The 14,161-nt window shown below is 34.7% G+C and carries 11 protein-coding genes; 3 read left to right on the forward strand and 8 right to left on the reverse strand.

Going from position 1 to position 14,161, the window contains the following annotated elements; translation table 11 throughout:
- Window positions 1-14 precede the first annotated feature (14 nt).
- From flgL to EDD66_RS00865, 6 genes are all read right to left on the reverse strand, one after another.
- A complete protein-coding gene (gene flgL / locus EDD66_RS00840) occupies window positions 15-1,511 on the reverse strand; it encodes a flagellar hook-associated protein FlgL (protein WP_123607649.1) in 1,497 nt (498 codons plus the stop codon).
- A 15-nt stretch (window positions 1,512-1,526) separates the two neighbouring features.
- Complete coding sequence (gene flgK, locus EDD66_RS00845; RefSeq protein ID WP_123607650.1) at window positions 1,527-3,395, reverse strand: flagellar hook-associated protein FlgK; 1,869 nt, start codon at window positions 3,393-3,395, stop codon at window positions 1,527-1,529.
- Window positions 3,396-3,419: 24 nt separating this feature from the next.
- Entirely contained in the window at window positions 3,420-5,234 is a 1,815-nt protein-coding gene (flgK, locus tag EDD66_RS00850) for a flagellar hook-associated protein FlgK (RefSeq protein ID WP_123607651.1), read from the reverse strand.
- A 21-nt stretch (window positions 5,235-5,255) separates the two neighbouring features.
- Window positions 5,256-5,771, reverse strand: coding sequence for a flagellar protein FlgN (locus tag EDD66_RS00855; protein WP_123607652.1), 516 nt, complete (start codon window positions 5,769-5,771; stop codon window positions 5,256-5,258).
- A 23-nt stretch (window positions 5,772-5,794) separates the two neighbouring features.
- On the reverse strand, window positions 5,795-6,073 hold the full coding sequence (gene flgM / locus EDD66_RS00860; protein ID WP_123607653.1) for a flagellar biosynthesis anti-sigma factor FlgM: 279 nt from the start codon (window positions 6,071-6,073) through the stop codon (window positions 5,795-5,797).
- 207 nt (window positions 6,074-6,280) lie between these two features.
- The gene (locus tag EDD66_RS00865) at window positions 6,281-7,450 is read right to left on the reverse strand and encodes an FprA family A-type flavoprotein (RefSeq protein ID WP_123607654.1); all 1,170 of its coding nucleotides are present in this window, start codon (window positions 7,448-7,450) and stop codon (window positions 6,281-6,283) included.
- 894 nt (window positions 7,451-8,344) lie between these two features.
- On the opposite strand from EDD66_RS00865, the gene EDD66_RS00870 reads away from it, so the two are divergent.
- Window positions 8,345-10,276, forward strand: coding sequence for a DNA gyrase/topoisomerase IV subunit B (locus EDD66_RS00870; protein ID WP_123607655.1), 1,932 nt, complete (start codon window positions 8,345-8,347; stop codon window positions 10,274-10,276).
- Window positions 10,277-10,288: 12 nt separating this feature from the next.
- Window positions 10,289-12,535, forward strand: a complete 2,247-nt coding sequence (locus EDD66_RS00875; RefSeq protein WP_123607656.1) for a DNA gyrase/topoisomerase IV subunit A — start codon at window positions 10,289-10,291, stop codon at window positions 12,533-12,535.
- Between the two features lie 169 nt (window positions 12,536-12,704).
- Here EDD66_RS00875 and EDD66_RS00880 read toward each other — a convergent pair whose 3' ends face one another.
- Window positions 12,705-13,148, reverse strand: a complete 444-nt coding sequence (locus EDD66_RS00880) for a hypothetical protein (protein ID WP_123607657.1) — start codon at window positions 13,146-13,148, stop codon at window positions 12,705-12,707.
- 177 nt (window positions 13,149-13,325) lie between these two features.
- Window positions 13,326-13,760, reverse strand: a complete 435-nt coding sequence (locus tag EDD66_RS00885) for a hypothetical protein (RefSeq protein ID WP_123607658.1) — start codon at window positions 13,758-13,760, stop codon at window positions 13,326-13,328.
- Window positions 13,761-13,990: 230 nt separating this feature from the next.
- On the opposite strand from EDD66_RS00885, the gene EDD66_RS18780 reads away from it, so the two are divergent.
- Window positions 13,991-14,125, forward strand: coding sequence for a hypothetical protein (locus EDD66_RS18780; protein ID WP_279232873.1), 135 nt, complete (start codon window positions 13,991-13,993; stop codon window positions 14,123-14,125).
- Window positions 14,126-14,161 lie beyond the last annotated feature (36 nt).

Genomic DNA, 14,161 nt, shown 5'->3' on the forward strand with positions numbered 1-14,161 from the left:
TCCATTTGCTGATTTTAGATAAAGTCCAATAGTGTATTTTTAACAATCTTAGAAGCTGCATTCAGTGATGCATTATAAATTGTTTCTGCAGCAGTGTAATTAATAATGACTTCAGCCAGGTCAGCATCTTCATTGTTAGACATAAGCTCTTTTGAATCTACCAGTTGACTGTCCAGTCTGCTCTCTGTCAATTGCAATCTCACATAACGGCTGCCCGCATCTGCAATTACGATACTGACTTTTTCCTGATATTTCTCAGTTTCTGTAAGTCCTGCTCCGAATTTATCCTGAAGAATACTATTCTTCAATACAAGTTCTGTATCAAGTTGTTCTTTCAATTTGTTTAAAACTACTTTTTCTTCCTCTGTTGTATGTGGGCTTTTTAAAAGTTTTTCAACTTCTTCGATTTTTCCCTCTGTAATTGTTACATCCTCAACTGCAGCCAAAACTTCATCGATTTCCCTGCCTATAGAATGGGAAATTGCATCTTTTCCCTGAGTATTGATTGTCAGTTTCTGATTAAATGTTATCTCATATTGAATCTTTTGATCTTCAAACTTATAATTTGTTCCCGGATCCGGAGGCACTGCCTTGGTATCAACAGTCGTGCATGTGAAATAATGTTCCGGTCTTAAATCGCCTTTTTCAAAATTAGTCTTATCATAAGTAATCTTTATATCACCGGTTTGATTGAGCCTCATGGCATTATATACATCTTTACCAAGTATTAATTCCCCAGTTTCAGGAATAAAATTCACTGCACCAGCAGCCGGTGAATATGCCGTATCTGAATCTGTAACAGATACAACATTAGGTGTTACTGCTACTGGATCTCCCGTAACAGGATCTTTATATGATATGGTTGGTACCGTAGTATCAAGTTGATCATAGGATAACCGAATACGATAACTTTCTACAACATTAGGTGCTGTTGCAAAATCATTTACAGTAGAAGTCCCTGCATTATAATCGGATATCTTATAAGAACCAGCTACTGTTGTTACTGTTTCAATGGCTGTTCCAGAAAAGCTTTCTGCAATCGAATATCTGGTATCCAAGGATTCTTCATTAAAAATCAGGCTCGTATTTGTTTTATATCCGGTAAATACATATCTTCCTGCATAATTCGTATTCCCTTCCTGATATATCTGGGATTTCATTTCCTGAAGATTCTTTACGATACTATCTCTATCGCTTTTACTTAGGGTATCATTGGCTCCCTGATTAAACTGTGTATGAATATTAGTAAGTATGGAATTGATGTTTTTTAAGGCACTTTCTGTTACTTCCATCCATGACATGGCATCCGGTATATTTTTATTATAATATTGATCTATTTCTGCCACTGTCGTCCTTAGTTTTAATGCTCTGACCGCTACTATCGGATCATCAGATGGTTTCTGAATCTTTTTCCCAGTAGAGTATTGCTGATCCAAATAATTCAATCTGTTCTTATTTTTGTTAATATTACTTAATGAATTATTGGTCATCATTTTATTTGTGATTCTCAAGATTCATACCTCCTTTTATACACCCATCTCATTAATTAATTTATCAAGGACTTCGTCCATTACTGATATAACCTTTGCTGATAAATTATACGCATTTTGGAATTTTACTAAATTCATAGCTTCTTCATCTTCATCCACACCACTGACAGATAATCTTTGATTGGCGATAGACGCTAATATATTCTGCTGACTTTCTGAGAAGCTCTTTGCTTTCCTGGTATCAACACCAATTTCATCAAACAATGTTTGGATAAATGCAGCAGGTTGTCCTTGCTTAAACATGCCTGTTTTAGATTTTAATGCGATCAAATCTAAAACTACTTTGTTCCCTTCCACACCCTGTGACACATCTGAAGAAGCAGCAAAGCGAGAAGGATCTTCTGCCACTTCTTTGGTGACTGTAAAATTAGCTGCTGTAATCTGATAATAGTTTCCTCTATAACTCAAAGTATTTCCATCTGCATCTACTACTGTATAAGATTCACCGTAGGAGGAAAATACGCTTGGATTTTCTTCTAATATAAAATTCTCTCCCGTTACGATATTAGTACCATTGAAATAGTCAAGGCCTTTGTTTCCGTATAAATCTTCACCGGTATTGTGAACTTTATTAAATTCTGCAGCAAAAGTACGCACAAACTCATTTAACTTAGACATATAATATGGAATGCCTTTGTAATTAATGCTTTCACCTACTCGTACACTTTCTCCCACAGCATCTTTGGTTAATTCATCTTTTAAGTCAAATTCGTACACTAGATTACCAGACGCATCTTTTCTTGCAGTGAATCCCACATATTCATATTCTCTATTCCCTACGGTGATCACACCTGTTCCAGGAATATTTAATTTATTTATGTCATTGACGAAAGCATTATTCATAATTAATTTTTTGCTGCCGGCAATATTCGCGAAATCTCCATCACCATCTACAACTGTAGAACCTGTGACTCCGGTGCCTCTTAAATTCTCATTATTATTACCATCTCTGACTTCGATCAATGCCTTTAATGTTCCGCCAAGCGTCTGACTCAGGGCATTGAAATCCTGACCAGTTGTCCATTGAATATCATACAGGCCTTCTATGTCATTCATATTCATCTTTTGCTCTCTTGGCACTACCTGCAAGGTATTATAATAATCTGTATCCACTAATGTATGATTATCTAATTTCACCACGAAGGAATTTACACCAAAAGCTTCACCAACTTGTGTTTCTGTCACAGAAATGGATGCAATCTGGGATAGTTCATCTAATAATAAATTTCTCTGATCCCTTAGATCATTGGCATGTTTACCACTTACCTCAATCATATTGATCTGCTTTGTTACAGTTGCAATTTGATCCGCTAAAGAATTAATTTTATCTACCTGATTCTTTATCTCAAAATTGGCTTCTTCCTGAATTGACGCAATATTAGTATTTAACTGATTAAAATATTCTGCCATACTGAGAGCATAATTATTTGCTTGAGTTCTGGTATCTAAACTTGAAACATTCTTTGATAATTCCTGCAAACTATCAAAGAAAGAATTAAAAGTTTTATGGAAGCCATCTAAAGTAAGTTCATTAAAGAAATTCTCTATCTCAGTAGTATAATGATATTTTGCTGAATATTCCCCTCCGATGGCATTGTTATTTCTATATTTAATATCATAATAAAGGTCTCTATCCTGAACGATGTCAATGATATTGACACCTGTACCAACCATACCATGAGTACCATGAACAGATAGTGCCTGACCCGCTTTTTGAATTGCTCTTTGTCTTGAGTAACCATCGGTTCCTGCGTTTGCAATATTATGTCCTGTGGTATTAAGTTGTGCCTGATATGTATAAAGACCTGTAACACCTATATTAAGTCCAAAAAATGTTGATCCCATTTATCTCACCTCTTTTATCCTTTGCTATAGCCTCATAATAATGTGTTCCAGCATCTCGCTTATTACATTCACATATCTTGAAGCTGCGTTATATGCATGTTGAAAACGTAACATGTTCGCCAGTTCCTCGTCAGATGATACTCCCATAATATTCTGCCTGTCCGTATCAAGAGAATTTACTGCAAATTCCTGGTTTTCTGTAATATTTTTTAGTGTATAACCACGATTGGATAATTCACCAATAAATTCTGTATAATACGTTGTAAATGTGTTATGGGTAGAATTATTAGGACCCAGCGTTGCAAATGATTGGTTCCATAAATTTATAAGTTTTTCTACCGCCTTATTATCATAAGCTGCGGGAGTCTTAGCATTACTTAGTGGTAAAATTGAATAATTCTGCATTACCTTTTTATTTACCTCAATTTCACCTAAAGTAAAGAGTGAATAATTATTATCCGGGTCTTCTTCATTGTAGATATATATTTCTTTTGTCTCTGTCTGATATATAATATTTAATGGATCTGTGTCATCTAATACTATCTTATCTCCATTTTCATCTAATACATATACTGTTGCAGTAGTAACCGTATATCGATCCATTCCCTTTCGGTTAAACATTGCCTCCCCTTTGGTATGGTTCTCATCCTGGCCAACTGGCGCATTCTCTTCATCAAGAATCTTGATTTTGGAATCTCCTGTTAAAACCTTGCCATCCGGTAATGTTACATCAGCAGCCAATATAGCACCTTTGTTTGGTGCAAACACATCATTGATCGCGGTAACAAGGCCATGAATCAATTGATCAAACTGGGCTTGAATCGTTCTCATAACAGACGCTTCTATCATAGTATTATATTCTTTTACACCTATTTGGTAAGCTTCTTCTGTAGGGTAAGCTTCTCTAACAGGTATATCTGTATAATTGGCAGAATCAGAACCTCTTGCAACTAAAAGTCCTTTTAATGATCCAATGTCTGTATTATATTCTGCCGACGGCACTCTATCAAAATTGAATACATCTGTATCCGTACTTTTCCAGATTGGTTTTAGCATCTGAGAAGTTTCACTTTCTTTTTTTAATCCCATCTCAAACACTGTAGTATCATTCACAAATGGAACGCCTTCTGCTGATATATTAACCATTCCCTGTGCGTCTTCTTTATAAGTAATGTCAATTAATCCACCCAGTTCATCTAAACAATTATTCCTTGCATCACGTAAATCGTTCGCTCTTTCTTGTCCAGATGCTTCATAACTGCGGATCTTAACATTTAAATCTCTGATTTCTTTCCCTAGTTGATTAATACGGTTGACTTTATCTGTCAGCTGAATGTTTAAATTGATCTGATAGGATTGCAATTGTTCATATATTGTCTCTGCTCTTTCAATAAAACTTTCCGCATTCTTGGCAAATGTCGTTCTTGTTACAATACTATCTGGCTCTTTCGCCAATTCTTGTATTGAATTCCATAAATCATTCAAAGGTTTTTGGAAAGTTACACCTTCTAATTCACCAAAGATATCTTCTATTTCCTGTACTGCTTTATATTGAGATTCATAGTAGCCCTGTCTTCCAAATTCCAAACGGTATCTTTGATCAAAAAAACGGTCTCTGACTTGTTTTACTACTTCTGTAGCTGTTCCAAGACCTATCTGGTTGGTATAGTTGGCTGCCTGGCCAATATTTTCATAGCCCCAGTCTTTTATAATTACTTGTTGCCTGACATAACCTGCGGTGTTGACATTGGTAAGGTTATGTGCAGTTGTGTTTAAAGCATTCTGGCTTACATTAAGCCCAGAGATGCCTGTATACATACTTGTCATCAGATTTGCCACTGTTTATCACCTAGCCTTTTCTTACTGCTTCGCATCAAACATTCCTCTTCCATTGGTAGAATCATAGACTGATGCTGCGCCTTTAGTATAGTTGTTATTCCCTGGTGACATCCGTGTACTCTGAATAAAATTCATATTGAATTCTATCATCTCAAGGGATTGTTCTATTAACGATTTGTTATGATTATTAATCTCCATCAACCTGTGGATGGCCTTTTTAAGATTATCATGAATTATAGAAAGTTCTTTTTGTTCTTTCGGTTGTTTTTCTAAAAACTTTATGATTGTTTGAATATTAAGGACACTTGGATCTCTGCTGATCACTGTCCCAATGTTTGTAATTGTTTCTTCCCGTTTTTTCTCAAGAGTATTCACTTTCTCCACTGCATGCTGCTCTTTTTCAGTAATCTCCTGTAAAGATCCAAGATCATTTTTAATAATTATCCTGGTCTTCTCTTCTGCAATCGGGATCAAACTTTCATAAAGTTCCTGTTCCTGCTTTAATATAATAATTAGTTCTTCAATTAAACTTGCCAATCGTTAAACCTCACTTTGCCCAGTTATGCTTTTGTATCAAAATATCTCTCAACCAGCATATCTGCAACTTCTTCTGAATCAAAACTATAAGTTCCTGTAGCAATACGATTCTTAATATCGTTCACTAAATCTTCTCTCACATCTGGTTTTGTAGCAACTGCCTGCTTTGCAAACTGATAATTCTTACCTACTTCAGAAATCTCATATTTATCAGCCGCACTTGCCTTTTCTGATCTGGTTGTCTTATTCGTACTCGTTGCTTGATATAATTGACTCACTTTATTGATCGCATCAATTCTCATCTCATTCACCACCTATAATAATTTACTAATTGTTATGTATTAAAATATTATGTACTAACTATCCTTAAATTAGTATATTAACATTCCTATAATTTATTTATCGGACATTTTCTGGAATTCTTTAGAGGGATTCCAGAAAAAATTAAAGAGTGAAAAATCCCATGGAAAATTTCACTCTTTTTGTATCTTAATTAATTATTTTTTCATTTAAAACTGTGCAACCTTAGCTTCTATTTCCCTTAATTGTTCTTTGGACGGAACATAATTAATCTTTATTGGTTCTAATATGATTTCATACCCTAAGTTTGCTAATTCATCATTAATCAAACCGACACTTTGACCGCCCCAGCCATAAGATCCAAATGCAAATGCCTTACGTTTATCTCCTTTAGGTGTCAGACCCCTTAAATAAGTCAGGAATGCTGCTACTGACGGTAACATATTATTATTCAGTGTAGAAGATCCAACTGCAATATATTTCGCCTTTAATAACATTGTCATAACATCCGAAATATGGTTTACTTTCAAATCACACAGCTGAGCAGTAATGCCTCTTTTTGCAAAGCCCTCTACTATTGATAACGCCATACTTTCCGTTGAATGCCACATAGAATCGTAAATAACTACAGCTTCTTCATTGGTTTCTTCACTGGTATATTCTTCGTAAGCTTTCAATATCTCTTTTATATGACTTCTCCAGATAACACCATGACTTGGCGCAATCATATCAATATCTAATCCTTTTGTGGCCTCCAAAGCTTTCTGAGCCTGAGCTCTATACAGCATTAATATATTTGCATAATATTTTTTTGCTTCTTCTAACGCAATGGAAAGATCTACTTCATCGTCAAAGCATTTACTTGTAGCATAATGCTGGCCATATGCATCATTTGAAAATAAAATCTTTTCTTCAGGACAATAAGTAATCATATTATCCGGCCAGTGAAGCATAGGTGTCTGCACAAACGACAAGGTTCTTTTTCCTAAGGACAATGTTTCTCCCGGTTTTACTCCCAAATAATTATACCCTTCACCATAATGAGCTTTTAATCCCTTTAAGCCACTAGGAGCTGAGGTCACAATTGTTGCATTTTTAGCGACCTCCATAACTGCAGGTATTGCACCTGAGTGATCCATTTCCACGTGATTAGAAACTAAATAATCAATTTTTGCCGGGTCAATAATTTCTGCTATTCTATCTAATAAATCCTCTGCAAATCCTGCTTTTACAGCATCTATTAATGTTATCTTTTCATCAATAATTAAATATGCATTATAAGTGATACCTCTATTCGTGCTATATCCATGAAAACTTCTGGCATTCCAATCAACAGAACCTACTGAATAAATACCTTTTTTTAATTCTACAACCTTCATTCTTGCTCCTCCTTTAGTAATTTATATTATTATAATATTTTAAATTAATCATTATGAAATATATAGTTTAACCTATTATAGGATTAATTACTGTTATTATATTTCCTTAGTATAGCCTTGTCAATTGCCACTTCTTAAATATAAACAATGACACGAATTATATTATACTATATTTTGGGGAATCCATGTATATATTTTGTAATTCCAATAAGAATGTATGTTTGTATAAAACTAGATAAATTTATAAGAATATGATATACTATCCACGATAAGCAGATTAGTCCATAATGACCAAGGTATTTTCCATGCTTGCATGGTAAAATATCCTGGTTATTATGGATAAGTGCAACGTGAGCGAGAAAACCCAGTTTTTGAGCTCCTAATCTGCATTTAGGATTCGTCCATAAAGACAACGCTTTTCCATGCTTTCATGGTAAATATTATTTTACGAATCCAAAAAAATCATGGTATAATATCCACGATAGGCAGATTAGTCCATAATGACCAAGGTATTTTCCATGCTTGCATGGTAAAATATCCTGGTTATTATGGATAAGTGCAACGCGAGCGAGAAAACGCAGTTTTTGAGCTCCTAATCTGCATTTAGGATTCGTCCATAAGGGCAAGGCTTTTCCATGCTTGCATGGTAAAATATCCTGGTTATTATGGATAAGTGCAACGCGAGGGAGAAAACCCAGTTTTTGAGCTCCTAATCTGCATTTAGGATTCGTCCATAAGGGCAAGGCTTTTCCATGCTTGCATGGTAAAATATCCTGGTTATTATGGATAAGTGCAACGCGAGGGAGAAAACCCAGTTTTTGAGCTCCTAATCTGCATTTAGGATTGGTATAATACAAAACAAAAAGTAACTAATGAGAAAGGAATATTTACAATATGGATCAATATAACGGCAGTCAGATTGTTGTGTTAGAGGGCCTAGAAGCAGTAAGAAAAAGACCAGGTATGTATATTGGTAGTACTGGTAGTCGCGGACTTCATCATTTAATCTGGGAAATACTTGATAATGGAATCGATGAACATCTTGCAGGCTACTGCACTACAGTAGATGTAATACTGCAAAAAGATGGAGGAATCACCATTAAAGATAATGGTAGGGGTGTGCCTGTAGATATTCACCCAACCAAGAAAATTCCAACAGTACGTGTAGTTTATACTATATTACATGCTGGAGGTAAATTCGGAAGTTCTGCATATAAAGTCTCAGGAGGACTTCATGGTGTTGGTGCCTCTGTTGTGAATGCCCTTTCAAGCAAAATGATAGTAGAAATCAAACATGGCGGTAAGATATACCGCGATGAATATGAGAACGGGGGACATCCTGTTACTAAATTGGAAAATGGCCTGCTCCCGGTCGTAGGGAAATGTAATAAGTCAGATACTGGTACCAAGGTTACTTTTTATCCTGATGCTTCTATTTTTGAAACCACAGAATTTAAACCTGAAACCATTAAAAAGAAGTTAAAAGAGATTGCTTATTTAAATAAAAACTTGATCGTAAATTTTATAGATGAAACAACTGGTATCACTAAAACTTATCAAGAAGAATTTGGTATTAAAAGTTTTGTTAATTATTTGAACCGTGAAAATACAGTGTTACATGAAGAACCTATCTATATTGAAGGAAAAAGCGGAGATATTGAAGTAGAAGTGGCCTTTCAATATACCAATAATTATACCGAGCAGATAAATGCTTATTGTAACAGGATCAATGTAGTGGACGGAGGAACTCTGGTAACCGGTTTTAAAACTGCACTTACAAGAGTTATGAACCTGTATGCAAGAGAACTTAATGTTCTGAAAGAAAAAGATGAAAATCTGGATGGCAAGGATATTCGTAACGGCCTTCTTGCTATTATCTCTATTAAGCATCCAGACCCACAATTCGAAGGACAAACTAAGACGAAACTTGGTAATACAGATGCTAAAAGTGCTGTAGAAGATGTATTTAGTACGGAAGTTCAGCTTTATCTTGATAAGAATATTGAAATCTTAAAAAGTATTCTTGACAATGCGATGAAATCCTACAACGCAAGAAAAGCTGGTGACAAAGCCAGAAATGCTGTATTAAAGCAAATATCTGATATAGATACCAAAAGTAAATTAGCTTCCTGCTCCTCTAAGAAACCAGAAGAATGTGAAGTTTATATCGTCGAAGGTGATTCCGCAGGCGGTACTGTTAAAACCGCCAGAAACCGTAAGACTCAGGCAGTCCTGCCTCTACGTGGCAAAATTCTGAATGTTGAGAAGGCAAATCTTGAGAAAATTCTGGTAAATAATGAAATTAAATCAATGATCGCCTCATTTGGATGTGGAATCGGGGATGACTTTGATATCACCAAACTTCGTTATGATAAAATTATCATTTTAACAGATGCCGATGTAGACGGAGCACATATCAGTACTTTATTACTTACATTTTTCTATCGATTTATGCCTGAATTAATATTAGAAGGGAAGATATACCGCGGACTTCCACCTTTATACCTGGTTGAATATGAGTCAACACAAAAAGCAAAGAAGAAAAAAGAGTCCCAATATATCTTTAATGATTTTGAATTAGACAAATTCCGTAAAATACCTGGCAATAAGATTCTTAATATCCAGCGTTACAAAGGTCTGGGGGAAATGGATGCAAATCAGCTTTGGGAAACCACTCTCAATCCAGAGACGAGAATTCTTGCAAGAGTTGAAATCAGTGATACCGTAGAGGCTGATGAAATTACTACAACTTTAATGAGTTCTAATGTACCACCAAGAAAAGCTTTTATTATGGAAGAAGCAAAATATGCAAAACTTGATATATAGAGAGGGAAGAATATGGCAACCATAACAGAAAATATTATTCACTTAGATTTTTCAGAAGAAATGAAAAATTCTTATAGAGATTATGCAATGAGCGTTATCATTGCAAGAGCATTGCCAGATGTTCGTGATGGACTGAAACCCGTTCAGCGAAGAATCTTATATGCCATGAGAGAGCTTGGTCTTTCTCCTGATAAGCCTCATAGAAAGAGTGCCCGTATCGTTGGTGATACTATGGGTAAATACCATCCACATGGTGATACCTCCATCTATGATGCTTTAGTTCATATGACAGAGGACTATTCCTTATCTGTTCCGCTCGTTGATGGTCATGGAAATTTTGGTTCCATTGACGGTGATGGAGCGGCTGCGATGCGTTATACAGAAGCCCGCCTCTCTCAGGGTGCTATGACTTTATTAGATCATTTAGAAAAAGGACTTGTAGAATTCATCCCAAACTTTGATGAAAGCGAAAAAGAACCTTCTGTACTACCTGCAATGATACCTAACCTTCTAATAAATGGTACTACAGGAATTGCCGTCGGCATGGCAACAAATATACCACCTCACAATGCAGGAGAAGTAATTGACGGTGTTATAGCATATATGGATAACCCGGATATAAGCACTGAAAAATTAATGAACTATATTCCTGCCCCTGATTTTCCAACTGGTGGTTTTATTGTAAATCAGGATGACATGTCAACGCTCTATGCCACCGGAGAGGGAAAAGTTAAAATCCGTGCAAAGACTGAAATAGAGCCATCCGACAATGGTAGAAAAAATATTATCGTCACTGAGATTCCTTATACTGTTGCAGGGAATAAGACCAAGCTGGTAGAAAGTCTGGTCGCCCTAATGAAGGATAAAGTATTCGATGAAATCTTTGATGTACGGGATGAATCCTCCAAAGAAGGTATCCGTATTGTTATTGAAGTAAAAAAAGATCGTGATATTAACAATTTGATGAATGGTCTTTATAAGAAAACCACATTAGAAGATACTTATAGTGCTAATTTCTTAGCTGTACATAAGCAGCAGCCGGAATTATTTCCTCTTCGTAAGTTAATACGTGAATTTGTAGCTTTCCAGGAAGAACTGTATACGAAAGAGTATAATCATTTATTAGAGAAAGCAATCAGCCGTCTTGAAATTGTAGATGGTTTAATCAGAGCTACTGATGTGATTGATTTAATTATTGAGATTCTAAGAGGAAGTTCATCATTAAAACAAGCAAAAGCCTGTTTAATTCATGGTGATATCACCGATATTAATTTCAAATCTGCTGAGTCTAAAAAACAGGCAAGTACTTTGGATTTTACTGAAAGGCAAGCAGAAGCGATCCTTGCTATGCCTCTTAGCAAATTAATCGGATTAGAAATTCTCAAACTTCATAATGAAGATGAAGAACTTAAGAATAATATTGAAGGGTATCGTAAGGTGTTGGGAGATACTAAGGAGCTCTATAAAGTAATTAAGAATCGACTTAAAGAATATAAAAAATTATTTAATACTCCAAGAAGAACAATGCTTATCAATGCTACAAATGCTGAATATGTTGAAGAAGTAAAAATCGAAGATATTTATATACTTATTGATCGTTTTGGATATACCAAGTCATTAGATTCTGCAAGTTACACAAGAGTATCGGAAGACAACCTAAAAGAATTTTCACATATTATATGTATGAAAAACACAGATAAACTCTGCTTTTTCACCGCACAAGGAAATATGTATCAATTAAAAGCATCCAGTATTCCAAAATGTAAAATCAAAGATAAAGGAACTCTAATCCACAATTTATGTAAAGTAGATAAAGAAGATATCTTGACCTATACTTCATTTGAATCACTTTTTGAATCACAATTATTATTTACAACAAAATATGGCTATATCAAATTAGTATCCGGAGCCGAATTCGAAACTAATCGTTCCATGATAAGCTCCACAAAATTAGACACAAATGATGAGTTGGTCAGCGTGACAATGCTTTCTGCTCATGATATCTTGGCAGGTAATCGAAAAGTTATTATGCTTACTAAGAAAGGTTTGTCCTTAGGCTTCCCATTAGAAGAAGTGAGTGAACTTAAAAAAACCAGCCGGGGAGTGAAAGGTATCACTCTTGAGAAAGAAGACAATGTATCTTTTGCAACCACGGTAGATTCCAATAGCGAAATTTTTATATTTGAAGGAAAAGAGTTAAACGCAAAGAAGGTCCGTAACCGTAAACGAGGTGCAAAAGGTCAGAATGCACAACTTTAATAGAACAGAGGCGCTATTTCTATTTTATGACAAAATCCATAATAAAAGAACTGTCCCACCTACGATTTTTCAATCGTTAGTGGGACAGTTCTTTTTATTATATTGATCATCTAAAATTAATTTCTTAATTATGTACATATGTAGAAATAGTCATAAGTAATAATCTTATTTACTTATCCAATTTATCTAAAAAATGCATTTTGGCATTGTTATGCTTAGGTTCTTCTCCCACATATTCCGTCTTAAACGCCCCTTCAAACTCTTTTGCCAGTTCCCTTGCACACGCCGAACAAAATCTACCATAGCGAATATCGGTGCTTCCGCAATTTTCACATTTAATATAAGAGCTGGAACCATCCGGGATTTCGATTCTTCCCTGACGCAAAAATTGTTTGATCTTTAACGCAGATACACCAGTCCCTTTTGAAATTACTAATGAAGAGGATGGGCCATTTTCTTCTATAAAAGCACGGACTTTTCCAAAATCATCCTTATCCGTATGTCCGCATTTGCGACATCTATACTCCCCGAGGCTCATATACTCATATTCTCCACCGCATTCTTCACATATATACTTTTCATCATTAAAAACTACTCTCTCAAGCCCTTCCATATTGCTTCCCCCATTATAATTACTTAATATAGCAATAAATTTTACAATATATAAAAGAATAAACTAACATAATGAATATATTAAATATTTTAACAAATATTTAATAATTGTCAATAAATAAACAATGTTTTTAGAAATAATTCAGAAAAAATTACAAAAAATTACAGACTTATATTTCTATTTTCCTAAGAAATACATCTTTCCATTTTTATATTTGGGCACTTCTCCTATATCTTCTATTTTCAGGGCACTTTCTATCTTTTTAGATAATTCAAGGGCACAGGCAGGGCAAAACCTTCCATACCTTATTTCGGCCTTTCCACATTTTTCACACCTGATATAATTATCTGAACCATCTGGAATTTCAAGTTTCCCTTCTCTTAAGAAGCGATTTATAATTTCGATTGGAACACCTGTGCCTGCTGAAATTTTAATTGCTGGTGCAGGTCCATTTTCATCCAGGAAAGTACGGACTTTTCCATAGTCATCCATAGTGATAAATCCACATTGGGAACATTTATATACGCCCATGCTCAAATATTCATATTTGGATCCGCATTTTGTACATAAGTATGGCTTGTTATCAAGGATTAATATCTTTTCTTTATTCATTATTTATTTTCCTTTCATCTTCAATAAGTATATCAATAGTTTCGGTATATAACAAAAGGATATATAAATTCTCAATTTAATTTGCATGTATAATACTATTCTAATAAATCCATAATATTTGTCAAGAAATCAGACAAAATAAATATAGTAATTTTTAGTATATTTATATTTTAAAAATCCATACTAAATAGTGATGTTACTTTAACTAATTTTCTTATTAGGAGGATTCCATGCCAAAAGACAGCCAAATAGATAAAAAAGATGTCCGGGTTGAAAAAGCAAAAGGACAAACACCTTTAACCAAAGAAAATCAAAACAAAAATAAAAATGCCAAAAGACAATCTATAAAGAATAATGATGTATAAAATTTAATCAGCAAAGCCTCCAGATAAATTATCCGG

The sequence above is a fragment of the Mobilisporobacter senegalensis genome (genome assembly GCF_003752155.1).
GTDB classification, from domain to species: Bacteria; Bacillota; Clostridia; order Lachnospirales; family Lachnospiraceae; genus Mobilisporobacter; species Mobilisporobacter senegalensis.

Bases quoted from the DNA above. Each gene is read 5' to 3' on its own strand.
- flgM (WP_123607653.1), bottom strand. From the start codon at position 6,073: ATGAGAATTGATGCGATCAATAAAGTGAGTCAATTATATCAAGCAACG.
- EDD66_RS18780 (WP_279232873.1), top strand. From the start codon at position 13,991: ATGCCAAAAGACAGCCAAATAGATAAAAAAGATGTCCGGGTTGAAAAA.
- EDD66_RS00880 (WP_123607657.1), bottom strand. From the start codon at position 13,148: ATGGAAGGGCTTGAGAGAGTAGTTTTTAATGATGAAAAGTATATATGT.
- EDD66_RS00875 (WP_123607656.1), top strand. From the start codon at position 10,289: ATGGCAACCATAACAGAAAATATTATTCACTTAGATTTTTCAGAAGAA.
- EDD66_RS00865 (WP_123607654.1), bottom strand. From the start codon at position 7,450: ATGAAGGTTGTAGAATTAAAAAAAGGTATTTATTCAGTAGGTTCTGTT.
- EDD66_RS00870 (WP_123607655.1), top strand. From the start codon at position 8,345: ATGGATCAATATAACGGCAGTCAGATTGTTGTGTTAGAGGGCCTAGAA.
- EDD66_RS00885 (WP_123607658.1), bottom strand. From the start codon at position 13,760: ATGAATAAAGAAAAGATATTAATCCTTGATAACAAGCCATACTTATGT.
- flgK (WP_123607650.1), bottom strand. From the start codon at position 3,395: ATGGGATCAACATTTTTTGGACTTAATATAGGTGTTACAGGTCTTTAT.